Annotated in this window: 19 protein-coding genes; 8 read left to right on the forward strand and 11 right to left on the reverse strand. The window is 72.4% G+C overall.

What is annotated here, in order from left to right; all coding sequences use genetic code 11:
* The first annotated feature begins 1 nt into the window (after position 1).
* From FB476_RS02955 to FB476_RS02965, 3 genes are read left to right on the forward strand one after another with little or no spacing between them, the layout of a single operon-like run.
* Complete coding sequence (locus tag FB476_RS02955) at positions 2-352, forward strand: holo-ACP synthase (protein ID WP_141817455.1); 351 nt, start codon at positions 2-4, stop codon at positions 350-352.
* A 3-nt stretch (positions 353-355) separates the two neighbouring features.
* Positions 356-1,846 (forward strand): NAD(P)H-hydrate epimerase, encoded by a 1,491-nt coding sequence (locus FB476_RS02960; protein ID WP_141817456.1) that lies wholly within the window; start codon positions 356-358, stop codon positions 1,844-1,846.
* Between the two features lie 18 nt (positions 1,847-1,864).
* Entirely contained in the window at positions 1,865-2,323 is a 459-nt protein-coding gene (locus FB476_RS02965; RefSeq protein WP_141817457.1) for a VOC family protein, read from the forward strand.
* On the opposite strand, the gene FB476_RS02970 is transcribed toward FB476_RS02965, so the two are convergent.
* Positions 2,280-3,398, reverse strand: coding sequence for a TerC family protein (locus tag FB476_RS02970; protein WP_141817458.1), 1,119 nt, complete (start codon positions 3,396-3,398; stop codon positions 2,280-2,282). The genes FB476_RS02965 and FB476_RS02970 overlap by 44 nt on opposite strands.
* 202 nt (positions 3,399-3,600) lie before the next feature.
* On the opposite strand from FB476_RS02970, the gene FB476_RS02975 reads away from it, so the two are divergent.
* Positions 3,601-4,446 carry a hypothetical protein gene (locus tag FB476_RS02975; RefSeq protein ID WP_141817459.1) on the forward strand — a complete coding sequence of 282 codons (846 nt, stop codon included), beginning with the start codon at positions 3,601-3,603 and terminating at the stop codon, positions 4,444-4,446.
* On the opposite strand, the gene leuA is transcribed toward FB476_RS02975, so the two are convergent.
* Positions 4,427-6,178, reverse strand: coding sequence for a 2-isopropylmalate synthase (gene leuA / locus FB476_RS02980; RefSeq protein ID WP_141817460.1), 1,752 nt, complete (start codon positions 6,176-6,178; stop codon positions 4,427-4,429). The genes FB476_RS02975 and leuA overlap by 20 nt on opposite strands.
* A gap of 348 nt (positions 6,179-6,526) precedes the next feature.
* On the opposite strand from leuA, the gene FB476_RS02985 reads away from it, so the two are divergent.
* Genes FB476_RS02985 through FB476_RS03000 form a run of 4 tightly spaced genes read left to right on the forward strand, consistent with a single transcriptional unit; the run spans position 6,527 to position 11,155 of the window.
* The gene (locus FB476_RS02985; protein WP_141817461.1) at positions 6,527-7,519 is read left to right on the forward strand and encodes a BMP family protein; all 993 of its coding nucleotides are present in this window, start codon (positions 6,527-6,529) and stop codon (positions 7,517-7,519) included.
* Positions 7,520-7,557: 38 nt separating this feature from the next.
* Positions 7,558-9,120 carry an ABC transporter ATP-binding protein gene (locus tag FB476_RS02990; RefSeq protein WP_170233505.1) on the forward strand — a complete coding sequence of 521 codons (1,563 nt, stop codon included), beginning with the start codon at positions 7,558-7,560 and terminating at the stop codon, positions 9,118-9,120.
* Positions 9,117-10,226, forward strand: a complete 1,110-nt coding sequence (locus tag FB476_RS02995) for an ABC transporter permease (RefSeq protein WP_141817463.1) — start codon at positions 9,117-9,119, stop codon at positions 10,224-10,226. The genes FB476_RS02990 and FB476_RS02995 overlap by 4 nt, the downstream gene beginning before the upstream one ends.
* Entirely contained in the window at positions 10,223-11,155 is a 933-nt protein-coding gene (locus tag FB476_RS03000; RefSeq protein WP_238329524.1) for an ABC transporter permease, read from the forward strand. The genes FB476_RS02995 and FB476_RS03000 overlap by 4 nt, the downstream gene beginning before the upstream one ends.
* 72 nt (positions 11,156-11,227) lie before the next feature.
* Here FB476_RS03000 and FB476_RS03005 read toward each other — a convergent pair whose 3' ends face one another.
* The 9 genes from FB476_RS03005 to FB476_RS03045 form a co-directional block, all read right to left on the reverse strand.
* Complete coding sequence (locus tag FB476_RS03005) at positions 11,228-12,160, reverse strand: carbamate kinase (protein ID WP_141817464.1); 933 nt, start codon at positions 12,158-12,160, stop codon at positions 11,228-11,230.
* Positions 12,157-13,011, reverse strand: coding sequence for an SDR family oxidoreductase (locus FB476_RS03010; protein WP_238329525.1), 855 nt, complete (start codon positions 13,009-13,011; stop codon positions 12,157-12,159). Before FB476_RS03010 ends, FB476_RS03005 begins: the two co-directional genes overlap by 4 nt.
* Complete coding sequence (locus FB476_RS03015; RefSeq protein ID WP_141817465.1) at positions 13,011-14,885, reverse strand: hydantoinase B/oxoprolinase family protein; 1,875 nt, start codon at positions 14,883-14,885, stop codon at positions 13,011-13,013. The genes FB476_RS03010 and FB476_RS03015 overlap by 1 nt, the downstream gene beginning before the upstream one ends.
* Positions 14,882-17,029 (reverse strand): hydantoinase/oxoprolinase family protein, encoded by a 2,148-nt coding sequence (locus tag FB476_RS03020; RefSeq protein ID WP_141817466.1) that lies wholly within the window; start codon positions 17,027-17,029, stop codon positions 14,882-14,884. Before FB476_RS03020 ends, FB476_RS03015 begins: the two co-directional genes overlap by 4 nt.
* A gap of 250 nt (positions 17,030-17,279) precedes the next feature.
* Positions 17,280-17,972, reverse strand: a complete 693-nt coding sequence (locus tag FB476_RS03025; protein WP_141817467.1) for an SRPBCC family protein — start codon at positions 17,970-17,972, stop codon at positions 17,280-17,282.
* Complete coding sequence (gene cutA, locus FB476_RS03030; RefSeq protein WP_141817468.1) at positions 17,973-20,435, reverse strand: aerobic carbon-monoxide dehydrogenase large subunit; 2,463 nt, start codon at positions 20,433-20,435, stop codon at positions 17,973-17,975.
* The gene (locus tag FB476_RS03035; protein WP_141817469.1) at positions 20,432-21,061 is read right to left on the reverse strand and encodes a (2Fe-2S)-binding protein; all 630 of its coding nucleotides are present in this window, start codon (positions 21,059-21,061) and stop codon (positions 20,432-20,434) included. The genes cutA and FB476_RS03035 overlap by 4 nt, the downstream gene beginning before the upstream one ends.
* Positions 21,058-21,960, reverse strand: a complete 903-nt coding sequence (locus FB476_RS03040; protein ID WP_141817470.1) for an FAD binding domain-containing protein — start codon at positions 21,958-21,960, stop codon at positions 21,058-21,060. Before FB476_RS03040 ends, FB476_RS03035 begins: the two co-directional genes overlap by 4 nt.
* A 123-nt stretch (positions 21,961-22,083) precedes the next feature.
* Positions 22,084-23,634 (reverse strand): uracil-xanthine permease family protein, encoded by a 1,551-nt coding sequence (locus FB476_RS03045; RefSeq protein ID WP_141817471.1) that lies wholly within the window; start codon positions 23,632-23,634, stop codon positions 22,084-22,086.
* Positions 23,635-23,894 lie beyond the last annotated feature (260 nt).

Here is a 23,894-nt window from a genome sequence, read left to right on the forward strand (position 1 = left end):
GATGATCATCGGCGTCGGGATCGACGTGGTCGACATCGCGCGCTTCACCGCCCGCATGGAGGCCAACACGCGCCTGGGCGAGCGCCTCTTCACCAGCGAGGAGCTCGGTCTGCGCCCGGAGTCGATGGCGGCGCGCTTCGCGGCCAAGGAGGCCCTCGCCAAGGCGCTGGGTGCTCCTGTCGGCCTGCGCTGGACCGACGCGTGGGTGGAGCGAGACACCACCGGCCGCCCGCACCTGCGCACGCAGGGCACGGTCCGCGCCCGCGCCGACGAGCTCGGCGTCACCTCCCTGCACGTCTCGCTGTCCCACGACGCCGGGGTCGCCTCGGCCGTCGTCGTCGCGGAGGGCTGACACATGCTCCAGGGGTATGCCGTTCCCGACGTCCGCGCCGCCGAGGACCGGGTGCGCGCGGGCCTGCCCGACGGCGAGCTCATGCAGCGCGCCGCCCGCGGCCTGGCCGAGGTCGTGGCCGTCCGGGCCGAGCAGGAGGACGCCCGACGCGTCGTCGTGCTCGCCGGTCCCGGTGACAACGGCGGCGACGCCCTGTGGGCCGCGTCCTTCCTCGAGGGGGTCGAGGTCGTCGTCGTCGGGATCGCCGCCCGGCTGCACGAGGCCGGCCTGGCGGCCGCCCGTGCGGCCGGCTGCACCGTGCTCGAGGTCGACCCCGCCGCCGACTCCCTCCCGCCAGCGGTGATCGACGCCCTCGCTGGGGCCGAGGTCGTCGTCGACGGGCTGCTCGGCATCGGCGGGCGGCCGGGCCTGCGGGGCGCCATGGCCGTCGCCGTCGACGCGGTGCCGGACGCGGCATACCTCGTGGCGGTGGACCTGCCCAGCGGCGCCGACCCCGCGGGGCAGGAGCCGGTCGGGACGGCCGTCTTCGCCGACGAGACCGTGACCTTCGGCCCGGCCAAGCCGGTCCACCTGCTGCCGGCCACCGAGGCGGCCGTCGGGCGGCTCACGGTCGTCGACATCGGTGTGGAGATGGACGTGCCGCCGGCCGTCGAGCGGCTCGACCACGCCGACGTCGCCGGGCTGTGGCCGGTGCCCGGACCGCGCGACCACAAGTACACCCGCGGCGTCCTCGGCGTGGTCGCCGGCAGCGACGACTACCCCGGGGCCGCGGTCCTGGCCACGACGGCCGCCGTGTGCGCCGGCGCCGGCATGGTGCGCTACGTCGGACCGCAGCGCCCCACCGACCTGGTGCTGCGGTCCTGCCCCGAGGTGGTGCCAGGGCCCGGACGGATGCAGGCCGCCGTGGTCGGCCCCGGCGTCGAGCCCGTGGCCTGCCCGCACCCGGACTGCGCCGACCACCAGGCCGACGTCGTGCGCGAGCTGCTGGACTCCGACCTGCCCCTCGTCGTCGACGCGGGGGCGCTGGAGATCCTGGCCGGCCGGGTGAAGGCCGGGGCACGCCGATCGGCCCCGACCCTGCTCACCCCGCACGCGGGGGAGCTGGCGCGGCTGCTGACCTTCCTCGACCGCGGCACGAGCCGCGAGGTGGTCGAGGCCGCCCCGCTGCGCAGCGCCCGCCGGGTCGCCGAGCTCACCGGCTGCACCGTGCTGCTCAAGGGCTCGACCACGCTCGTCGTCGACCCCGACCCGGGCGTGCCGGCCCGTTCGCAGGCCGACGCCCCGCCCTGGCTCGCCACGGCCGGCGCGGGCGACGTGCTGGCCGGGATCGCCGGCACCCTCCTGGCCGCCGGGCTGGCGCCCCGCGACGCCGGCTCGCTCGCCGCGCTGGTCCACGGGCTGGCCGCCGACAGGGCCAACCCGGGCGGCCCTGTCCGGGCCCTGGCGGTCGCCGCAGCCGTCCCCGGAGTGGTGGCCCACCTGCTGCGCCGGTGACCTTGCTAGGTTGACGCCATGGATCAGCGCCTCTCCCTGGTGACCCTCGGTGTGTCCGACATGGACCGTGCCAAGTCCTTCTACACGGCCCTCGGCTGGGAGCCCGGCCCGTCGCCGGAGCACATCGAGTTCTTCCAGGTCGGGGGCATGGTCCTCGCGCTCTGGGACCGGATGGCGCTCGCCGTCGACTCCGGCATCGACATCGACGACGAGACCGAGGACACCCCCGGCAGCGGTGACGGCTGGGGCGGCAAGGTCCTCGGTCTCAACGTGTCGAGCTCGGCCGACGTCGACGAGCAGTTCGCCACCGCGGTCGACGCGGGCGCGCGGGTGCTGCGCAGGCCGGCGACCCGCTACTGGGGCGGCTACTCCGCGGTCTTCGAGGACCCGGACGGCCACGTGTGGGAGATCGCCTACAACCCCTACTGGACCGTCACGGACGACGGTCGGACGCTGCTGGGCGACGGTCGGGGCTGACCTCGGCGGCGGGCTCTCCGTCGTCGCCGGGCTCCACCTGCTCGGTCCTCTCGGCCGGTTCCCCCTCCGCGCCGCCCGCCCGCCGGTCGGCGACGAGGCTCGTCGCCACGGTGACCGCCAGGATGCCGACGATCACGACCAGCGAGGCCAGCGTCGGCACCGTCGGCACCTGCTCCCAGATCCCGTGGGCCCAGTGCAGGGCCAGCTTGACGCCGATGAAGGCCAGGATCACCGAGAGGCCGTAGCCGAGGTGGCGCAGCTTGCTCAGGGCGCCCTCGAGGACGAAGTAGAGGGCGCGCAGGCCCAGCAGGGCGAAGGCGTTCGTGATGAACACCAGGTAGGGGTCGCCGGTGATGCCGTAGACGGCGGGCACGGAGTCGACGGCGAAGACGATGTCGGTGCCCAGCAGCGCGAGCACGACCAGCGCCAGCGGGGTCAGTGCCCGCCTCCCGCCCTCCCACGTGGTCATCCGGGTGCCCTCGTAGTCGTCCGCCACCGGCACGAACCGCCGGACCAGTCGGACGACGGGCAGCTGCGAGACGTCGACCCCGTGCGAGCCGTCCCGGGCGTCGCGGAAAACCTTGACCGCGGTGACGAGCAGGATCAGCCCGAAGACCAGGAAGGTGATCGCGAAGCTCGAGATCAGCGCGGCGCCGACGGCGATGAAGATCGCGCGCAGCACCAGCGCCCCGGCGATGCCGAGGAGCAGGACGCGCTGCTGCAGCGCGCGAGGGACCGCGAAGGCGCCGAGGATGAGGATGAAGACGAAGAGGTTGTCGACGGAGAGCGACTTCTCGACGAGGTAGCCGGTGTAGTACTCCAGGCCGGTCTGCCCGCCGTGGGCCGACCAGATCCAGACGCCGAAGGCGAGCGGCAGGGCGAGGTAGAAGACCGACCAGCCGATCGCCTCGCGCATCGTCACCTCGTGCGGTCGGCGGGTGAGCAGCAGGTCGAGCACGAAGAGCGCCACGACGGCGCCGATCGTGACCCACCACAACCGGGCGTCGGCGATGCTCACGGTGGACGTCTCGGCGGCGGCCGCCAGGCCGGAGGGGGTCACGGGCACGGGTGTCATCAACGAAGGGACCTCTCGATCGCCGAACGGATCGAGGTCTCCTTCACCCTGGTCCAGGGCGCGCGCCGAGCGGGACACGGGTCCCGCGCACTGACCGACGCGACTTGGCGAAGTACTCCCCTCGGGGACCACCGAGGTTACGGGTATGCCGTTGAAGGGTCAACCGGGGCCGTTCGGCCGGTCGCTCGTTAGAGTCGGCGCCATGACGACCGCACCGCGCTCCGCCGCCGCCCGCGACGCCGCCCTCGCGGCCGTGGCGATCGCCGCCCTGACCCTCCCCGACCCGCAGCGCTCCCGGCCCGGGACCCGTCACCTGCTGCGCCTCGGGTCGGCCGCCGTGGCGGGCTGGGCCGGCTGGCGCGCGGCCAGCAGCTCGGACGTCCCCTTCGTGCCGCCGGCCGCCTTCGGCGCAGCGGCCGGGGCGGCCGCGGCCCTGGCGCTCTCGCCCGTCGAGGACGCCACCGACCGGTGGCTCGACACCGGGCTGCGCCGGGCCGGCGTGCGCCACCCCCGCCCGGTGATGGCGGTCGCCGCCGCCGCGCTCGGCGCGTTCGCCTGGCTGACGGACCGCCCGGCCGCCGACGAGGACGAGGAGTGGGTCCCCGTCGACGAGCTCTACCAGGAGCGCGAGCTGGACCCCGCCCTGCGGGCACTGGTCGGGGCGATGATCGGCGCCGGGGATCCGGCGGCCGCCACCGCGCTGCGGCAGCAGCTCGCGACGGCCCGCGCGAAGGCGCTGGGGGACGAGTTCGAGTCCACCGTGATGCTCTCGGTCGACGAGGACGGACCCCGGGTGGTGCCGCATACCCAGGTGTGGCCGGTGCGCGCCCGGTGGAGCATCCGGGAGCATCCGGTCGAGCTCCTGCTGCAGCTCGACCGGGGCCGGCTCGACCACGTCGCGCTCATGCCGCTGGAGGAGGCCTACGCCGACGACGTCGACCCCTACGAGGACTCGCCCGTGGACGACCCGGACAACAGCTGGCCGACCGTTGCGGAGGTCTCCCTGGTGCGGGAGACCCCCGACGGGTTCAGCGCCGTGGCCGGTTGACCGCGCTGGTGACCGCGCGCAGCGAGGCGGTGACGGTGCTGGGGTGGATGCCCACGCCCCAGCGCACCTCGCCGTCGACCTCGCACTCGACGTAGGAGGCCGCCAGCGCGTCCGACCCCGCGCTCAGCGCGTGCTCGTGGTAGTCCAGCACCCGCACGTTGATGCCGATGCCCGCCAGCGCGTCGGTGAAGGCCGCGATCGGCCCGTTGCCGGTGCCGGCGACCTGGCGCCGCTCGCCGTCGACGTCCAGGGTCGCCTCGATGCGGTCGTCGCCGTTCTCCTCGTCGTGGGTGACCGTGTAGTCGCGCCCCACCACCGGACCGGCGTCGTGGAGGTACTCGGCGCGGAAGGACTCCCAGATCTCCTCGGGCGTCATCTCGCCGCCCTCGGTGTCGGTGCGCCGCTGCACGACGCCGCTGAACTCGATCTGCAGGCGGCGCGGCAGGTCCAGCTTGTGCTCGGTCTTCATGACGTAGGCGACGCCGCCCTTGCCGGACTGGCTGTTGACGCGGATGACGGCCTCGTAGCTGCGGCCGATGTCCTTGGGGTCCACGGGCAGGTAGGGGACCTCCCAACGGTGCTCCTCGACGGAGACACCGGCCTCGGCGGCCTCCCGCTCCAGCGCCTCGAAGCCCTTCTTGATGGCGTCCTGGTGGCTGCCGGAGAAGGCGGTGAAGACCAGGTCGCCGCCGTAGGGGTGGCGCTCGGGCACCGGCAGCTGGTTGCAGTGCTCGACCGTGCGGCGGATCTCGTCGATGTCGGAGAAGTCGATCTGCGGGTCGACGCCCTGGCTGAACAGGTTCATGCCCAGGGTGACCAGGCAGACGTTGCCGGTGCGCTCGCCGTTGCCGAACAGGCAGCCCTCGATGCGGTCGGCGCCGGCCAGGTAGCCCAGCTCGGCGGCGGCGACGCCGGTGCCGCGGTCGTTGTGCGGGTGCAGCGACAGGATGACGTTCTCGCGGTGGTTCAGGTGCCGGCTCATCCACTCGATGGAGTCGGCGTAGACGTTGGGGGTGGCCATCTCCACGGTGGCGGGCAGGTTGATGATGACCGGCTTCTCCGGCGTCGGGACGAAGACCTCCATCACCGCGTTGCAGATGCGGACGGCGAACTCCAGCTCGGTGCCGGTGTAGGACTCGGGGGAGTACTCGTAGGTGATCTCCGTGCCCGGGGGCAGCTGCTCCTCGTACTTCTTGCAGATGCGGGCGCCCTGGACGGCGATGTCGACGACCTCGTCCTCGCTGGCGCCGAAGACCACGCGGCGCTGCAGCGTGGAGGTGGAGTTGTAGAGGTGGACGATGGCCTGCTTGCAGCCGGCGATCGCCTCGTAGGTGCGCTCGATCAGGTGCTCACGGGCCTGGGTCAGGACCTGGATGACGACGTCGTCGGGGATCAGGTCCTCCTCGATCAGCATCCGGACGAAGTCGAAGTCGGTCTGGCTGGCGGCGGGGAAGCCGACCTCGATCTCCTTGTAGCCCATCCGGACCAGCAGCTCGAACATGCGGCGCTTGCGGTCGGGCGTCATCGGGTCGATCAGGGCCTGGTTGCCGTCACGTAGGTCCACGGCGCACCAGCGCGGTGCCTGGGTGATCGTGCGGCCCGGCCAGGTGCGGTCGGGCAGGTCGATCGCGGGGAAGGGCTGGTAGCGGTGGACCGGCATCCCGCTGGGCTGCTGGGGGTTGCGGCGGACGACGTGCGTGTCGGCGGGGGCGACGGGGGTGGCGATGCTCATGGTGGTCTGGATCTTTCCTTCTCGCTGGGGGCTGTCGGTCCGTGGACAGCAGAACTCCGCAGCGAGGGCCGGACCTAGGAGGTCTCGCTGCGGCGCGGAAGGAGAAGCATCGAACGCATATCGAGAGCGACTCTAGCCGATGGATGTGACGTGGCGTCAACGTGGGGCGCGTCACAGCTGGCCGGGCGAGGCCGTCATCGTCGAATCTCTGCCCGCCCGACGTGCGTTCTTTGGCAGATCTCGCCCGCCGAAACGACGCCCGGTGCTGGCTACGCTGCCCGCACGCGTTGCTCCACGCGGCCCGTTGGCAAGGATGCCCGGGCCCCCGCACACAGAAAGTGCTCCCTGATGCGCAATCGAATCTCCGTCGTGGCCGCGATCGCCCTCGTGACCGTTCCCCTCGTCGCCTGCGGATCGGACTCCGAGTCCGGTGGAGGTGACGGCGAGCTGCGGGTCGCCGCGATCTTCTCGGGCCCGACGACCGATGCCGACTACAACGCCCTCGGCCTCCAGGCGCTGCAGGCGCTGGAGGTCGGCGACACGTCCTACTCCGAGTCGGTCCCGGTGCCGGACATCGAGCGCGTGCTCCAGGAGTACGTCGCCGACGGCTACGACGTGATCTGGACGCACGGCTCGCAGTTCTACGAGGCCACGGCCAAGATCGCCGCGCAGAACCCCGACGTCTACTTCATCGGTGAGTTCGACGGCCAGCCCGAGGGCCAGCCGGAGAACGTCTGGGTCATCGACCGCAACTTCCACACGGTCTTCTACCCGCTCGGCACTCTGGCGGCCGAGCTGAGCGAGACGGGCAGCATCGCCTACCTGGGCGGCCTGTCGCTCCCGTTCTCCTACTCGGAGGTGCACGCCGTCGAGCAGGCCATCGCCGACAGCGGCAAGGACGTCAAGGTCAACCCGGTGTGGAGCGGCGACTTCAACGACACCGTCAAGGCCCAGCAGCTCACCAGCCAGCTGCTCTCCAACGGCAACGACGTCATCATCACGTCCCTCAACCTCGGTGTCGTCGGCTCCTTCCAGGCGATCAACGAGACGGAGGTCGGCAAGACCTGGCTCACGGTGAAGTACACCGACAAGTCCCAGAACGGCCCCGACCACTACGCCGCCACCGTGAAGTACGACTTCGAGGGCCCGCTGGCCGAGGTCGTCGACAGCATCGAGGCCGGGGAGACCCAGGGCCACTACGTGATCGAGTTCGGCCGCGGCGCGAGCGTGGCGCTGGGCGACAAGGTGCCCGACGCCGCGCGCGCCGCCGTCGAGGCGGCCGTCGAGGGCATCTCGGACGGGTCGATCACCGTCGAGCTGGACCAGTCGGAGGTCGAGTGACCACGGCGGGGGCGCCACCCCGGCTGCGGATGAGCGGGGTGGAGAAGACGTTCGGGACGGTTCGGGCGCTGCGCTCGGCGCGCCTCGAGGTCGGCGCCCACGAGGTCCACGGGCTGCTCGGTGGCAACGGCGCCGGCAAGACGACCCTCATGAACATCCTCTACGGCCTCTACCGGGCCGATGCGGGTCTGATCGAGATCGACGGGGCCCAGGTGAGCATCTCCTCGCCCCGCGACGCGATCGCCGCGGGCATCGGGATGGTGCACCAGACCTTCCTGCAGATCGAGTCCTACACGGTCACAGAGAACATCGTCCTCGGCGCCTCGGGGCTCGGCCGGTTCCGGATGGACCTCTCCGAGGCGCGCGCCCGCATCGTGGAGCTGAGCGAGCGCTTCGGCCTCGCGGTGGACCCGGACGCCGTCGTCGAGCAGCTGCCCGTCGGCGTGCGGCAGCGGGTGGAGATCCTCAAGGCCCTCTACCAGGGGTCGCGCATCCTCATCCTCGACGAGCCGACGACGAACCTCACGCCCCAGGAGGTGGACGACCTCTTCGCCTCGATCCGCACGATGGTGGACGAGGGGATGAGCGTCATCCTCATCACCCACAAGATCCGCGAGACGATGGGCGTCTGCGACCGCATGACGATCATGCGCGACGGCCAGTACGTCCTCGACGTGGACCGCGCGGACACCAGCCCCGAGCACCTCGCGGCCACCATGGTCGGTGAGGAGGTCGCGGTCGCGACCGAGGACGCCGACGCCGGTGTCCTCGTCGCCGCCGGCCTCGTCGACGACGAGGTCGCCGACCAGCCGGAGCGGACGGTCGAGACGCGGGGCGGCGGCCTCAGCGCCCGCGGGCTGCGCATCGCCAACGACCACGGGGTGGCGATCTTCGACGACTTCGACGTCGAGATCGCCCCCGGCGAGATCCTCGGCATCGCAGGTGTTGCCGGCAACGGCCAGGTCGAGCTCGCCGAGGCCCTCTCGGGCGTGCGCCCGCTGGTCGCCGGCACGGTGCGGTTGGGGGAGTGGGAGCTGGTCGGCGGCGACCGTCAGCGCCCTACCTCCGACTGGCTGTCGCTGGGCGTCTCCTACGTGCCGGAGGACCGGCACCGTGACGGCATACTCCCGACGCGCTCGATCACCGAGAACCTCCTGCTGGGTTCCCAGCGCAGCTCCGAGGTCCGCTCGCGCGGCCTGATCGACTGGCGTCGCGCCCGGCGCAACGCCGAAGAGGTCATCGAGCGGTTCAGCGTGCGGGCCAGCGGGCCCAACGCCCTCGCCGGCGACCTGTCGGGCGGCAACATCCAGCGCGTCATCCTGGCTCGCGCCTTCGCCCGGAAGCCGCGCCTGCTCGTGCTGCACAACCCCACACGCGGGCTGGACATCCGGTCCACCCAGTTCGTCTACGAGCAGGTGCACGCCGCGGCAGCCTCCGGGTGCGCAGTCCTGCTCATCTCCGAGGACCTCGACGAGGTGATCACCCTGAGCGACCGCATCGTCGCGCTGTACAGCGGGAGCAGTACCGGCGAATGGGCCCGCGGAGAGGCCGACCGCTACGAGATCGGACGCTCCATGACAGGTCTGGTGAAGAACGCATGACCGCTACCCAGAACCACGAGGTCGCAGGCGTCCCGGATGCGGCGCCCCCTCCTGCCCGCCCGCGGAGCCCGAGGACCGTGCGCGACCTGGCGTGGCTCGTGCTGCCCTACGTCGCCTCGGTCCTGCTGGCCTTCGTGGTCGGCGGGCTGGTCATCCTGGCGCTGGGCAACGACCCCGTCAAGGCGTTCGAGTCGGTGCTCACGACCTCCTTCAAGACCCAGTTCGGCTTCGTGGAGACGATGCACAAGTGGGTCACCGTGGTGCTGTGCGCCTACGCCTTCACGATCCCGCTGGCCACCGGCAAGTTCAACATCGGTGCCGAGGGCCAGCTGCTCATGGGCGCCACCGGTGCCGTCGCGGTCGGGATCCTCCTCTCGGACCTGCCGATGATCGTGCTGCTGCCGCTCGTGCTGGTGGCCGGCATCCTCGCGGGCGCGGTGTGGGCGGGCGTCTCCGCCTTCCTGCTCGTGCGTTTCGGCGTCAACGAGATCCTCAGCACGGTGCTGCTCAACTTCGTCTCCTTCCAGGCGATCGACTACGTGGCCTCCCACGTCTGGCCCGACCGCGGTGCGGGCCACCCCGCCACCATCCGGGTCGGCGAGGGGGCGCTCCTGCCGCGCATCGGGGACGCGCCGAACCTGCACGCCGGAGTGATCCTCACCGTGCTCCTCGCGGTCGCGCTCGCGATCTTCATGCGCAGCACCGCGACCGGCTTCGAGATGCGCGCGGTCGGCGCCAACCTCAGGGCCTCGCTCGTGCACGGTGTGCGCACCTCGCGGCTCGCCGGTGCCGGCCTGGTCATCGGCGGGGCGCTCGGCGGCCTGGCCGGCGCGATCGAGGTCGCCGGCGTCCACGGCAAGATGCTCGAGGGGATGCAGTCCAACTTCCTCATCCTCGGCATCATCGTCGGGCTGATGGCCCGCGGGAACCTGGTCGCCGTGCCGTTCGTGGCCTTCGGCATCGCCGTCCTCGAGGTCGGCGCCAGCTCGATGCAGCGCTCGGCCCAGGTGCCGGTCGAGGTCGTCCTCATCATCGAGGCGATGATCCTGATCTTCCTCCTCCTCTCGGACGTCGTCCGGGCCAGATTCCGAGGTGCCAGCGCATGAATGCCGTGACCGACTTCTTCGCCCTGCTCATCCCGGCGATGGTGCCCTTCGTGCTGGCCGCCCAGGGCACGGTGCTCAGCGGCCGGGCAGGCCTGTTCAACGTGTCGCAGGAGGGCCTCATGGTCCTCGGCGCCTCCGTCGGATTCCTCGTCAGCTGGCAGGTCGGCAGCAACACCGTCGGCCTGCTCGCCGCCCTCGCCATCGGCGGCCTCTTCGGGCTGGTCTTCGCCTACACGACGACGATGCTCCGGCTCGACCAGTTCGTCATCGGTCTGGCGCTCTACTTCGCCGCCCTCGGCCTGGCGAGCCTGCTCTACCGGGCCGTGGTCGGCGTCACGCTGGAGCCGCCGCTCATCCCGACCCTGAAGGACTACCCCATCCCGCTGCTGTCGGACGTCCCGCTGCTCGGACGGGCGCTCTTCAGCCACGACCTGGTCGTCTACCTCACCTTCCTGCTGTCCTTCGTGATCTGGTGGTTCATGTACCGCACCAGCGCGGGCATGCGCTTCCGCGCCGTGGGCGAGAACCCGAAGTCGGCCGACAGCGTGGGCATCCCGGTGCTCCGGACCCGCATGTGGGCCGGTGTGGTCGGAGCCGCCCTGATGACCGTCGCGGGTGCCTACCTCCCGATGGTGTACACCGGCACGTTCACCGAGGGCATGGTCGCCGGCCGTGGCTGGCTGGTCATCGCGCTCGCCTTCCTGGGCGGCTGGCGCCCCCATCTGGTGGTCGCGGGAGCGGCGTTCTTCGCGGGTATGGAGGTGCTCGCCCTGCAGGCGCAGGTCACGGGCGTGGGCATCCCGCACCAGTTCGTCCTCATGCTCCCCTACGTCGGAACGCTCGTGGTGATGATCTTCGCCTTCCGCTGGGCGCGACAGCCGGCCTTCCTGGGCCTCAACTACGACCGGGAGAGCCGCCTGTCCGGCTAGCCGGCAGGACGAACGACGAGGGCGGTCGGCACCAGGTGCCGACCGCCCTCTTCGTGGTGGGTGGGGGCCGCGTCAGGGGACGACGATCGTGCCCGTCCGGCCGTCGGCCGCCTCGGTGATGGAGGCCAGGTCGGTGACGACGGCCCGAGGGCCGCCGGCCTCGACGAAGCGTGTGACGGCCTCGACCTTGGGCAGCATCGAGCCCTCGCCGAACTCACCGGCACGGATGTGCCCGCGCATCTCCGCCGCGGTCACCTCGCCCAGGGGGCGGGCCTCGGGGGTGCCCCAGCCGAGGACGGCGTGCTCCACGTCGGTGGCGATGATCAGCAGGTCGGCTCCGACCTGACGGCTCAGCAGGGTGGCCGTGAGGTCCTTGTCGATGACGGCCTCGACGCCGCGGTAGCCGCCGTCCGGGTCGGGGGCGACCGGGATGCCACCGCCACCCGAGGAGACGACGAGGAAGCCCTGGTCGAGGAGGGCCGTGACGGCGGGTGCGTCGACGATCTCGATCGGCTCGGGGGAGGCGACCAGTCGGCGCCAGCCCTTGGCGCCCTCGTTGCGCCATACCTGGCCCTGGGCCTGCATCTCGACGGCGCGCTCCGCGGTGGCGTAGGGGCCCACCGCCTTGGTGGGCCGGGTGAAGGCCGGGTCGTCGGGGTCGACGCGGGTGCGGGAGATCAGGGCGGCGACGGGACGGGAGGCCTCCTGCGCGGCGAGGCTGCGTTCGAGGGCGTTGATCAGCGTGAAGCCGATGGTGCCCTGCGTCTGGGCGCCGCACCAGTCCAGGCTCACGGGCGTGAGCATGTGGGCGGAGAGCTCGTTCTTGAGCAGGATGTTGCCCACCTGCGGACCGTTGCCGTGCGTCAGGACGACCTCGTGGCCGGCGGCCACGAGCCGGGCGACGTGGTCGGCGGCGACCGCGATCGCCGCGCGCTGGTCGTCCGGCGTGGACCGGCCGTCCGGTGCCGTCATCGCGTTGCCCCCCAGGGCCAGGACGATCCTCATCGTGTCTCCTTCGTCAGCAGGTCCGCCCACGTGGTGGGCGGGCGCCCGAGCAACCGGGCAAGGGGAGCGGGGTCGACGGTGAACCCGCTCTCGTCGTAGGCGGCGAACATCGCCAGCAGGTCGGACAGGGCCGACGGGGGCAGGGCGGCGCCGGGGCCGGCACGCCAGGCCTCGGCCGTGGTGGCGGCGGCCTCGACCGGGCGCTCCAGCACCCGGGAGGCGGTCTCGGCCACCTCGAGGATCGTCAGCTCCTCGGGCCCGCCGAGCACGTGCGTGCTTCCGTCGGGCAGCCGGCCCGTGAGGGCGTCGGCGGCGACCTCGGCGACGTCGCCGAGGTCCACGAGGGAGAAGGGGGCGTCGAGCCGGTAGGGGACCTCGACGCGGCCCGCGAGCACCGCGGGAAGCAGGTTCTGCTGGTAGGCGGCGGGGCGCAGGACCACGGTGCCGGGCCGGGCCGCGCGCAGCAGCTCCTCGGCCTCGCCCTTGCGCAGGTGGTGGGCCATCCGCCGGTCGTCGGGGTCGGCCACCGAGTGGTAGACGAGGCGGGCGACCCCCGCCTCGTCGGCGGCGCGCAGGGCGCGTCGGACGATCCCGACCTCGTCGGGGTGGACGTTGGGCACCACGAGGTAGGCCGCGTCCGCGCCGGTGAAGGCCTCGACCAGGCCCTCGCCGGTGGCCAGGTCGACGGCGACCGGCTCGACGGCCCGCGCCCCGTCCGCCAGCAGGCGGCCGGGGTCGCGGGTCGTGCCCCGGACGGTCAGCCCGCGGGCACGGGCCGCCGCGGCGACGGCGCGCCCGGTCTTGCCGGACGCGCCGAGCACCGTGACGGTCGCTCCCACGGGCAGGTCCACTACAGCCAGTCGACGTCGGCCGAGGTAGCGCCGCCGGAGAGCTGGGCGTAGCCCGGCCCGCGGTCGAAGAAGGGCTCCTCGCCGCGCTCGGAGCGCAGCTGCTCGCGCAGCGCCTCGGTGGCCTCGACGTCGATCACCGGCTGGTCCTTGGTGCCGGAGGCGACCACGCCGTAGTCGGCGCGGGCACCCTCGAAGGACACCTTGCCCCAGCGCAGGTCGCGCTCGACCTCGTCGAGCGGACGGTCCAGCGGGTCGCCCCAGCCGCCACCACCGGTGGTGCGGATGCGGATGACCTCGCCGGCCGTGACGGGCTCGGCGTCGGCCAGCGCGTCGACGAAGCGCTCGTTGGGGCCGCCCGGGTCGATGCAGACCTCGAACGGGCGCCCGGCGCGGCCACCCTTGACGCCCCAGCAGGACAGGATGGAGCGGTCGGCGATGGACATGAAGTTGGCGTCCTTGAGCATCCGGATGTGCTTCTCGTAGCCCAGCCCGCCGCGGTAGCGGCCGGGACCGCCGGAGTCCACGGCCAGGCCGAGACGCTCGACGATGAACGGGAAGCGCGACTCGGTGAACTCGGTCGGCAGGTTGCGGGAGTCCGGCACGACGTGGATGGTGTCCTCGCCGTCGGCGTAGTAGCGGCCGCCGGAGCCGCCGCCGAGCACCTCGCGCATGAGGTAGTCGTTGCCGTCTCGGTCCTTGCCGTAGACACCGGTGTAGCGGATCGTCTCCTGGTCGGCGGGCATGCGCCCGTCGACCGCCTTGGCCAGCACGCCGGCGAGGACGCCGAGCAGACGCAGGATGACGAACGTGCGGGCGTTGGTCGGCGCCGGGAAGATCGGCGTGAGCAGCGTGCCCTTCTCCGGGAACTTCATCTCGATGAGCGGCACGACGCCCTCGTTGACGTCGAGCTCGGCCATCCGCTCCGGGGTGTCCGCGAGGTTGCGGAGGATCGGGGCCAGCCACTTCTTGAGGAAGTTGCCGTCGGCGTAGTCGCCGCAGTGGTTGATCGGACCCTTGGCCTGCGGGGCGGTGCCGGTGAAGTCGATGACGATCTTCGGGCCGTCGCCGGGACCGCCGGTGCTGGTCTTGGTCAGCGTGATCCGCTGGGTGTGCAGCTTGGGGTCGTCGACGCCGTCGTGCTCGGCGTAGTCCTCCCAGACGTACTCGCCGTCGGGGATCTTCGCGAGGATCTCGCGGCGGTAGGTCTCGGTGGTCTTGTCGAGGATCGCCTGGAAGGCGGCCTCGACGGTCTCCCGGCCGTAGCGCGTGAAGAGCTCGGACAGCCGCGCCGCCCCCATGAGGCAGGCGGAGCACTCGGCGTCGAGGTCGGCGGCCAGCGACTCCGGCATGCGGGAGTTGCGGGTCATGATCCGCAGCGCCGCCTGGTTGGGCACGCCCTGGTCCCACAGCTTGATCGGGGGGACCATGAGGCCCTCCTCGTAGACGCTGGTCGCGCTGGAGGGCATCGAGCCCGGGCAGGCACCGCCGATGTCGTCGTGGTGGCCGAAGGCCTGGACGAAGCAGACGACCTCGCCCTCGTGGAAGACGGGCACGGTGACGCACAGGTCCGGGAGGTGGCCGATGCCGCCCTCGGACTCGTAGACGTCGTTGTGGAAGAAGACGTCGCCCTCACGCATGGTCTCCAGCGGGAAGTCGCGCACGACGGGGTGCACGAGCGCGCTGTAGGAGCGACCCGTCAGCTTGCGCAGCTGACGGTCGTGGATGCCCGCGCGGAAGTCGTGGGCGTCACGGATCATCGGGCTGCGGGAGGTGCGGGCGATCGCCGTCTCCACCTCCATCTCGACGGAGGCGAGGGTGCCCTGGACGATCTCGACGACGATCGGGTCGACGGCAGGCGTGGTGGTGGTGCTCATGCGGACTGCTCCTGCTGGTCGGCGGCGGACCCGCCGCGGGTGATCACGAGGTTGCCCCAGGCGTCCACACGGACGTCGAAGCCCGGGTGGACGGGGACGGTGGAGCCGAACTCCTCGACGATGGCCGGCCCGGTGACGACGTCGCCCTCGCGCAGGTCGGGGCGCCAGTAGACCGGGGTGTCGACGTAGCCGACGGCCGGGTCGAAGCAGACCGGGCGGACCGAGGTCCGCGCGCGGGTCGCGTCGGAGCCGTCCTCGGCGGTGCCGATGCGCGGCAGCGTGGGCCGGGTGATCGGGCCGACGCCGGTGACGCGCAGGTTGACCCACTCGACGTGCTGACGGTCGTCGCCGCGGAAGTCGTAGCCGTAGAGCGCCCGGTGGGCGTCGTGGAAGGCCTCGGCGACCGAGTCGGCGGCGGCCTGGTCGAGCTCGCCCACCGGGACCGGCACGCGGACCTCGAAGGCCTGCCCGACGTAGCGCAGGTCGGCGGTGCGCTGGAACTGGTGCTGCTCGCGCGGGAAGCCTTCGATGTCCAGGGCCGTGGCGGCACGCTCGGTCAGCGCGTCGTAGGCGGCACCCAGCTGGGAGAGGTCGACCTGGTCGTGGCGCGACACCATGGTCTGGACGTAGTCGTTCTTGACGTCCACGGTGAGCAGGCCGAAGGCCGAGACGTTGCCCGGGTTGAGCGGCACGATGACGCCGGCCAGGTCGAGGATGTCGACGAGGCGGCAGGCCAGCAGCGAGCCGGAGCCGCCGAAGGTGGCCAGCATGAAGTCTCGGACGTCCAGACCGCGCTTGACCGAGATCTGGCGCAGCGCGTTGGCCTGGTTCCAGGCGCTGATCTCCAGGATGCCGGCGGCCGCGTGCTCGACCTCGAGCCCCAGCCTGCCGGCGATCTCCTCGAGGCCGGCGCGGGCGGCGTCCGTGTCCAGCGGGATCTCACCACCGAGCAGGTGGGCCGGGATGCGGCCCAGGAGCAGGTGGGCGTCGGTGATGGTGGGGGCGCCGTCGGCACCGCCCTTGCCGTAGCAGAGCGGACCCGGGTCGGCGCCGGCCGAGTGCGGGCCGACCTTGAGCGAGCCGTCGGCGGCGATCCACGCGATGGAGCCCCCGCCGGCGCCGACGGTCACGACGTCGATCATCGGGATCTTGGAGGGGTAGGCGCCCACCGAGCCCTCGGTGGTGAGCGTGGGCTCGCCGTCGAGGACGACGGAGACGTCGGTGGAGGTGCCGCCGCCGTCGCAGGTGAGGACCTTGTCGAAGCCGGCGGTGCCGGAGATGAGCGCGGCGCCCAGGGCGCCGGCCGCCGGGCCGGAGAGCACCGTGGTGATCGGCTGGTGCACGACCTCCTCGGCGGAGAGCACACCGCCGTTGGACTTCATGATGTAGAACGGCAGCGCGGCGCGGCCGTCGGCGGAGTCGGTGCCGGTGTAGGCGCGCAGGCGCTCGGTGATGCTGGTGACGTAGGCGCCCACGCGCGGCTTGACCGCGGCGTCGACGAGGGTCGTCATCGAGCGCTCGTACTCGCGGTACTCGCGCAGCACCTCGCTGGAGATCGAGACGACGGCGTCGGGGTGCTCCTCGGCGAGGATCTCGCGCATCCGCTCCTCGTGGGCCGGGTTGGCGTAGGCGTGGAGGAAGTTCACGCCGAGGGTGCCGACGCCCTGCTCACGGAACCAGCGGGCCACCGCGCGGGCGCCCTCCTCGTCGAAGGGGCGCAGCTCGTTGCCCTCGAAGTCGAGGCGGCCGCCGACAGTGCGGACCAGGTCGGCCGGCACGATGCGCTCGGGCTTGACCCAGAAGTAGGAGTTGCCGTAGCCGTCGGGCACGGCCTGGCGGGCGATCTCGAGGACGAACTCGTAGCCCTCGGTCGTGATGAAGCCGATGCGGTCCAGCTTGCCCTCGAGCAGCTGGTTGGTGGCCACGGTGGTGCCGTGCGAGACCGCGGTGACGTCGGCGCCGGTGGCCCCGAGCAGCTCGAGGACCTTGTCGACGCCGTTGATGAAGCCGTCGGCCGGGTTGCTCGGTGTCGACGGGGTCTTGGTCGTCGTGACCGTCCCGGCATCCTCGTCGAAGGCCACGACGTCGGTGAACGTCCCGCCCGTGTCGATGCCGATCCTGATCCGGCGGTGGCTGGTGCTCATCCGGTTCCCTTCATGGACGTCGCCTGCTGAATGTTGTCCCCGATTCAATCCGGCGAGGGGGCGATCCTGCACGGCAGATCCTGACGACGAGACCCGAAGAGTTCGGCAGATGTTGCCGTGCGTTGGTCAGGCTGCTGCGAGGTGGTCCGAACGGTGCCGAGTCGACGAAGTGGCCCGGACGACGAACGCGGACCGCTGCGCGCCGAGGCAGGTCGGCGAGCGGCGGTCCGCGTCGTGCGTCGCGGTGGCGTCAGCGGCGGCGCAGGCGGGCGCCGAGCGCGACGCCCACGAGGGCGATCGCGGCGCCGGCCAGCATCGGCAGCAGCGGCGCGCCGACGCTGACCGCGGCGGCCGCCCGCGGGTCGGGCGTGAAGGTCACGCGCGGCGCGCCCGCGGAGGAGGCGCCGGACGTCGTCCCGGCCTCGCCGCCGGCGGTGCCGGCGGCTGCCGGGGCGGCCCCGTCCTCGTCGGGGGCGCTGGGCCCCGCCGCAGCCGCGGAGCCGCCGGAGGCCAGGTCGCGGTCGATGTTGGAGAAGAACTGCGAGGCGAGCCGACGCGCGACCGAGGACAGCATCCGCTGGCCCACGCCGCCCACCGGGCCGCCCACGACGGCGTCCGCGGTCCAGTCGAGGTCGGTCCCGCCGTCGGCCGCCTCGGTGAGGCGCACGTGGACGTCGGCGTTGACGGTCCCCGGGCCGCCGGCGCCGGAGAGCGAGAGGACGAAGCTGACCGGCTCCTGTTCCTGGGAGAAGACGGCCTGGCCGTCGTAGGTGCCCTTGATCGCCGCGACGCCCGCGCTCACCGTCATGTCGTAGCGGCCCGGCTCGACCTCACGCAGGCTCTGGCAGCCGGGCAGCGACCGCTCCAGCACGCCGGCGTCGTGGAACGCCGCCCAGGCGGTGGTCGGGTCGACCGAGAGGTGGTTACGGCCGGTGATCTGCATTCAGCTCTCCTCGTCGTGCGCGGTCGAGGACGGGACGTCCCCGGCCTCGGGGGTGGTGGTCGTGGCGTCGGCGGCGGTGCGCCGGCGCAGCTCCCACAGGTCGGTGGGCGAGATGGGCATCCGGGTGATCCGGATGCCCTCGGCGTCCTCGATCGCGGAGGCGATCGCGGCGGTGGTGGGGATGGTGCCGGCCTCGCCGGCACCCTTGATGCCGAGCGGGTTCAGCGGCGAGGGCGTCTCGAGGTGGTCCGTCTCGATGTGCGGCACCTCGGTGGCGAACGGCATGAGGAAGTCCATGAACGAGGCGTTGAGCAGCTGGCCGTCGGCGTCGTAGGCGAGGTGCTCGTAGAGCGCGCCACCGATGCCCTGGGCGACGCCGCCGTGGACCTGGCCCTCGACGATCATCGGGTTGAGCATCGGGCCGCAGTCGTGAACGACGCAGTAGCGCAGCACCGTGATCTCGGCCGTGTCCGGGTCGGTCTCCACGATCGCGGCGTGCATGCCGTTGGCGAAGGTCGTCCGGACGGGCGAGAAGAACTCGCTCTCCTCCAGACCGGGGTGCTCCGCGTCGGCGATCGGCGGCTTCGACTCGTCCATCCTGCCGCCGAACTGGGTGGCGGCCCGGGCCGTCTCGTCGAAGGCGTAGCGCAGCGGGTTGGCCAGCACCGCGACCATCGGCAGCGGGATCTGGGTCTGGGGCGCACCCTTGACCCGGACGATGCCGTCGACGATCTCCAGGTCGTCGGGATTGGCCTCGAGCGCGTCCGCCGCGATCTTGAGCGCGCGCTCCTTGACCTTGCGGGCCGTGAGCAGGAGGGCGTTGCCGCTCATCACGGCGCCGCGGGAGCCCCAGGTGCCGACCGAGTAGGCCATGCGGCGGGTGTCGCCGGTGGTCACGTGGACGTCCTCGACCTTGACGCCGAGCTCGTCGGCGACGATCTGGGCGAAGACCGTCTGGTGGCCCTGGCCCTGGGTCGTCAGGCCGGTGGACACGTTGACGCGACCGTTGGTCTCGATCTCGATGTGCCCGCCCTCGTAGGGACCGGCGCCGGTGCCCTCGACGTAGCACGCCATACCGATCCCGACCCGGCGGCCCTCGGCGCGGGCCTGCTCGCGGTAGGCCTCGAAGTCGTCCCAGCCGACGAGCTCCTTCAGCTTCTCCAGGCTGGTCGGGAAGTCGCCGGAGTCGTAGACGCCCATGCGGCCGTCCTGGAGCACCAGGCCCAGGTCCCAGGGCATCTCCTCGGGCTGGACGAAGTTGACGGCGCGCACCTCGGCCCGGTCCTTGCCGAGCGAGCGGGCGACGGCGTCCATCGTGCGCTCCATGAGGTAGGCCGCCTGGGGCCGGCCGGCACCGCGGTAGGGCGTGACGATCACGGTGTTGGTGTAGAGGCTCGTGAACGTGACCGAGTAGTTGCGCATCTTGTACGGGCCCGGGATGTGGGTCGCCGTGTTGAGCGGGACGATGACGCCGTAGGGCATGTAGGCGCCGTGGTCGTGCCAGAGCTCGACCTCCAGGCCGAGGATGCGGCCGTCGTCGTCGAAGCCGACCCGCACGTGCTGCAGCTGCTGGCGCTCGTGCGCGGAGGAGATGAAGTGCTCGCGGCGGTCCTCGACCCACTTCACCGTGGTGCGCAGCCGCATCGCCGCGGCGGCGACCGCCACGTCCTCGGGCCAGGGGTGGACGATCTTGACGCCGAAGCCGCCTCCCACGTCGGGCGCGACGACGTCGACCGCGCTCAGCGGCAGGCCGAGCTTGGCGGCCAGGGCGGCGCGCAGACCGGTCGAGGTCTGCGTGGAGGCGTGCACCTTGAGGCGCCCCTCCTCGCCGTCCCAGCGGGCCAGGATGCCCCGGCCCTCCATCGGCATGCAGGCGCTGCGCTCGATGTCGAGGTCGAGCTCGAGCACGTGGGGAGCGGTGGCGATCTGGCCCGCGGCGTCGCCGAGGTGCTGCTCGAAGTAGGCACCGACGTTGCCGGGGGCCTCCTCGTGGACGACCCGCTCGGCCGCCCGGGCCGCGGCGACCCCGACGACGGCCGGGAGCACCTCGTAGGTGACGCGGACGCGCTGGGCAGCGTCCTCGGCGACGTAGCGGTCGCGGGCGACGACCATGACGACGGGCTCGCCCACGTGGTGGACCCGCTCCCGCGCCAGGGCGTAGCCGGTGACCGGGTTCTGGATGCTCGGGTGCGGGAGCAGCATCGGCAGCGGCTCGGCCGCGGTGCCGGTGCCCTCGAGGTCCTCGTAGGTCCAGACGGCCACGACGCCCTCGACGTCGATCGCCCCGGTGACGTCGATGTCGACGACCTTGGCGTGGGCGTGCGGGCTGCGCACGAAGGACGCGGCCAGCGCGTCGTGCGCCAGGTCGTCGAGGTAGCGGCCGTCGCCCCGGACCAGGCGCGGGTCCTCGCGGCGCGTGATCGGTGCGCCGACGCTGCGGGTGTCGCCCGCGGTGGTGGTCATCGGTCGCCCTCCTCGCGGCGCAGCTCGGCGGCGCGGCAGACCGCCTTGACGATGTTCTGGTAGCCGGTGCAGCGGCACAGGTTGCCGGCCACGGCCTCGCGTGCCTCCTCCGGGCTGGGGTCGGGGTTCTCGTCGAGGTAGGCCGTGATCGTGGTGAGGAAGCCCGGGGTGCAGAAGCCGCACTGCAGGCCGTGGCACTCCACGAAGGCCTGCTGCACGGGACCGAGCTCGCCGTCGGGCCGGGTGAGGCCCTCCACCGTGGTGATCTCCGAGCCCTCGGCGCTCGCCGCGAACATCAGGCAGGCGCGGACGGGCCTGCCGTCCATCAGCACGGTGCAGGCGCCGCAGACGCCGTGCTCGCAGCCGACGTGGGTGCCGGTGAGCTCCAGGTCGTGCCGCAGCGCGTCCGAGAGCAGGCGTCGCCCCGGGACACGGATGTGGTGCTCGGCGCCGTTGACGCGCAGCCGCACGTCCACGAGCTCCTCGGGGCGGGCCTCCCCGCCCGCGGGGTCGAAGGGGGCGCGCGGGACCGTCGTGACGACCCGGCCGCGGACGCTGCCGACGTGCGGCTGCGTCGGAGTCTGCCCTGCGGTGCCGTCGGTGGTGGACGTGCCGGGCGTGCTCATGCGCTGGTCTCCTCGGTGGTGGTGGTCGTGGTCTCGCCCGCCAGCAGCCCCGCGAGCAGGCGGTTGGTCTGGACGGCGGCGAGGTGGCGCCGGTAGTCGGCGGTGGCGTGGATGTCGTCGACGGGGTCGACGAAGCTGCCGACGGCCTCGGTGACGGCCTCGGCCAGACCGGGCAGGTCGGCGGCGACGGCGCCCTCGAGGACGGGCGTCAGGTCGAGGACGGCGGGGACCTCGGTGAGCGAGACGAAGCCGGCGCGGGCGTCCTGCACGGGCCCGTCGGGGCCGTCGGTGCGGACCGCGAGGCCCACGCCGGCCATGGCGTAGTCGCCGTGGCGGCGGGCGATCTCGGAGAACGCGGTGCGGGTGCCCGCGGGGAAGCGGCCGAAGACGGCCTCGACGGCCAGCTCGTCGGCCAGCACGCAGGACTCCATCGGGCCGACGAAGAACTCCTCGGCGGGCACGGTGCGCTCGCCACGGCGGGAGCGCAGCACGACGGAGCCGCCGGTGAGGGCCAGGATCGCGGGCATCTCGCCCGCGGGGTCGGCGTGCACGAGGGAGCCGACCGTGGTGCCGCGGTTGCGGATGACGGGGTGGGCGACCCAGCGCAGGGCCTGCCCGAGCAGGGGGAGGGCGTCGCGGGCCTCGGCCGAGGCCAGCAGGTCGGCGTGGCGGACCAGGGCGCCGACCCGCACGGCGTCGTCGGTGACGGTGATGGCGTCGAGCCCCGGCACCCGGTTGATGTCGACGAGGTGCTCCGGGCCGGCCAGGCGCATGTTGAGGACCGGGACGAGGGACTGGCCCCCGGCGAGGATCTTGGCCTCCGTGCCCAGCTCGGCCAGCAGGTCGAGGACCTCCTCCACGTCGGCCGCTGCGTGGTAGACGAAGGGTGCCGGTTTCATCGGCGGATCACCTGCTCCTCGGGATGGGGGTGGGTCGGGGTCGGTCGGGGTCGTCCAGTGTCGGGCACGGGGGAGAACGGGCCGCGGGCCGGGTGCCGGGCGGCACCCGGCCCGCGAGCCGTGTCAGGCCCGGTCGGGCCCGCCGGAAGGCGTCGGGTCGGCGCCGGTCTCCTGCGCGTGCTCCTCGACGATCAGGTGCCCCTCGGGCGTGCGGCCCAGGATGCGGTGGCCGTAGAGGCCGTAGTTCTCGGCGAGGCCGAGGTTCTCCAGGTTCTGGCCGCCGGGCGGGTCGGCGATCGTCGCGGTGCCGAAGTTGGCCTCGCGCATGGAGGCGGGCATCAGCCAGGCCACCAGGTGGTAGGCGACGATCGTCACGATCGTGCCGAGCGCGATGCCGGCCAGCGAGAACGTGTCGGTGACGTTCAGCGAGGTGTCGCCGATGGCGATGATGATGCCGGCCGCGACGGGGACCAGGTTGATCGGGCGGGAGAAGTCGACCCTGTTCTCGACCCAGATCTTGGCGCCGAGCAGGCCGATCATGCCGTAGAGGACCACGGTGATGCCGCCGAGGACACCGCCGGGGACCGCCGACACGAGCGCACCGAACTTCGGCGAGAGGCCGAAGGCGATGGCCACGACGGCCGCGGCGTAGTAGGCCGCCGTCGAGTAGACCCGGGTGGAGGCCATGACGCCGATGTTCTCGGCGTAGGTCGTGGTCGGCGAGCCACCGACCGAGCTGGCGAGGATGGTGCCGACACCGTCGGCGGCGATCGCGCGACCCATCATCGGGTCGAGGTCGGTCTTGGTCATCTCCTCGACGGCCTTGACGTGGCCGGCGTTCTCGGCGACCAGCGCGATGACCGCGGGCAGCATGAGCAGCACGAAGGTCAGGTTGACGTCGGGCAGGTGCCAGCCGACGACGCCGTTGGCGGTGTCGGTCGCGGGCGGGAAGCCGAACCACGGGGCGGAGACGACGCCGTCCCAGTTGACGCGGTTGTGGGTGTCGACCTCGCCGGTGCCGGCGTTGTAGGCCGTGATCGGGCCGGTGGTCAGGTCGGCCAGCCAGGACACGACATACCCGAAGATCAGGCCGAGCAGGACCGAGACGCGGCCCCAGAAGCCCGGGAGGATCGTGGCGAGCAGGATGGTCACGGTCATCGTGGCCAGCGCGATCCACTGGTCCTGGGGCCAGTAGATGTTGGCGACCACGGGCGCCAGGTTGAAGCCGATGAGCATGACGACCGCGCCGGTCACCACCGGCGGCAGCACCTTCGTCAGCGCCGCGGCGCCGATGAAGTGGATGAGGACGCCGACGAGCGCGAGCACGATGCCGGCGACGAGGATCGCGCCGGTGACCTGCTGCGGCGAGCCGCCCTGGGCGTAGACCGCCGCGGCACCGCCGACGAAGGCGGCCGACGTGCCCAGATAGCTGGGCACCTTGCCGTTGACGATGAGCAGGAACGCGATCGTCGCGATGCCGCTCATCATGATGGCCAGCTGGGGGTTCAGCCCCATGACGATGGGGAAGACGAACGTGGCACCGAACATCGCCACGACGTGCTGCGCGCCCAGGCCGACGGTCCGGCCCCAGCTCAGGCGCTCATCAGGGGCTACGACGGCTCCCGGGGCCAGCGTCTTGCCGTCCCCGTGGAGCTTCCATCCAAAAGCCGCCACTTCACACACTCCTTTGTCCGTGAGGCGGTCACGGGCCCCGCAGTCTTGCCGGAGCACGCCTCGTGACGCACGACACTAGGTGCCGAGCGGCAGTCGGGGTGACGGCAGACCTTGACATGTCAAGCCCGCGCCGATGGGCAGAGTATGCCGTGACCTGGGCTGTCAGGACCCGCGCCGACCGGGCGTGTCCGCCCACGACCTTCCCGCTGATCGCGGCGGATGCCGCCCGCAGGGGGCGGGCGCGGAGCGCGCCGCCGCGG

The sequence above is a fragment of the Ornithinimicrobium humiphilum genome, assembly GCF_006716885.1.
Lineage (GTDB): Bacteria > Actinomycetota > Actinomycetes > Actinomycetales > Dermatophilaceae > Ornithinicoccus > Ornithinicoccus humiphilus.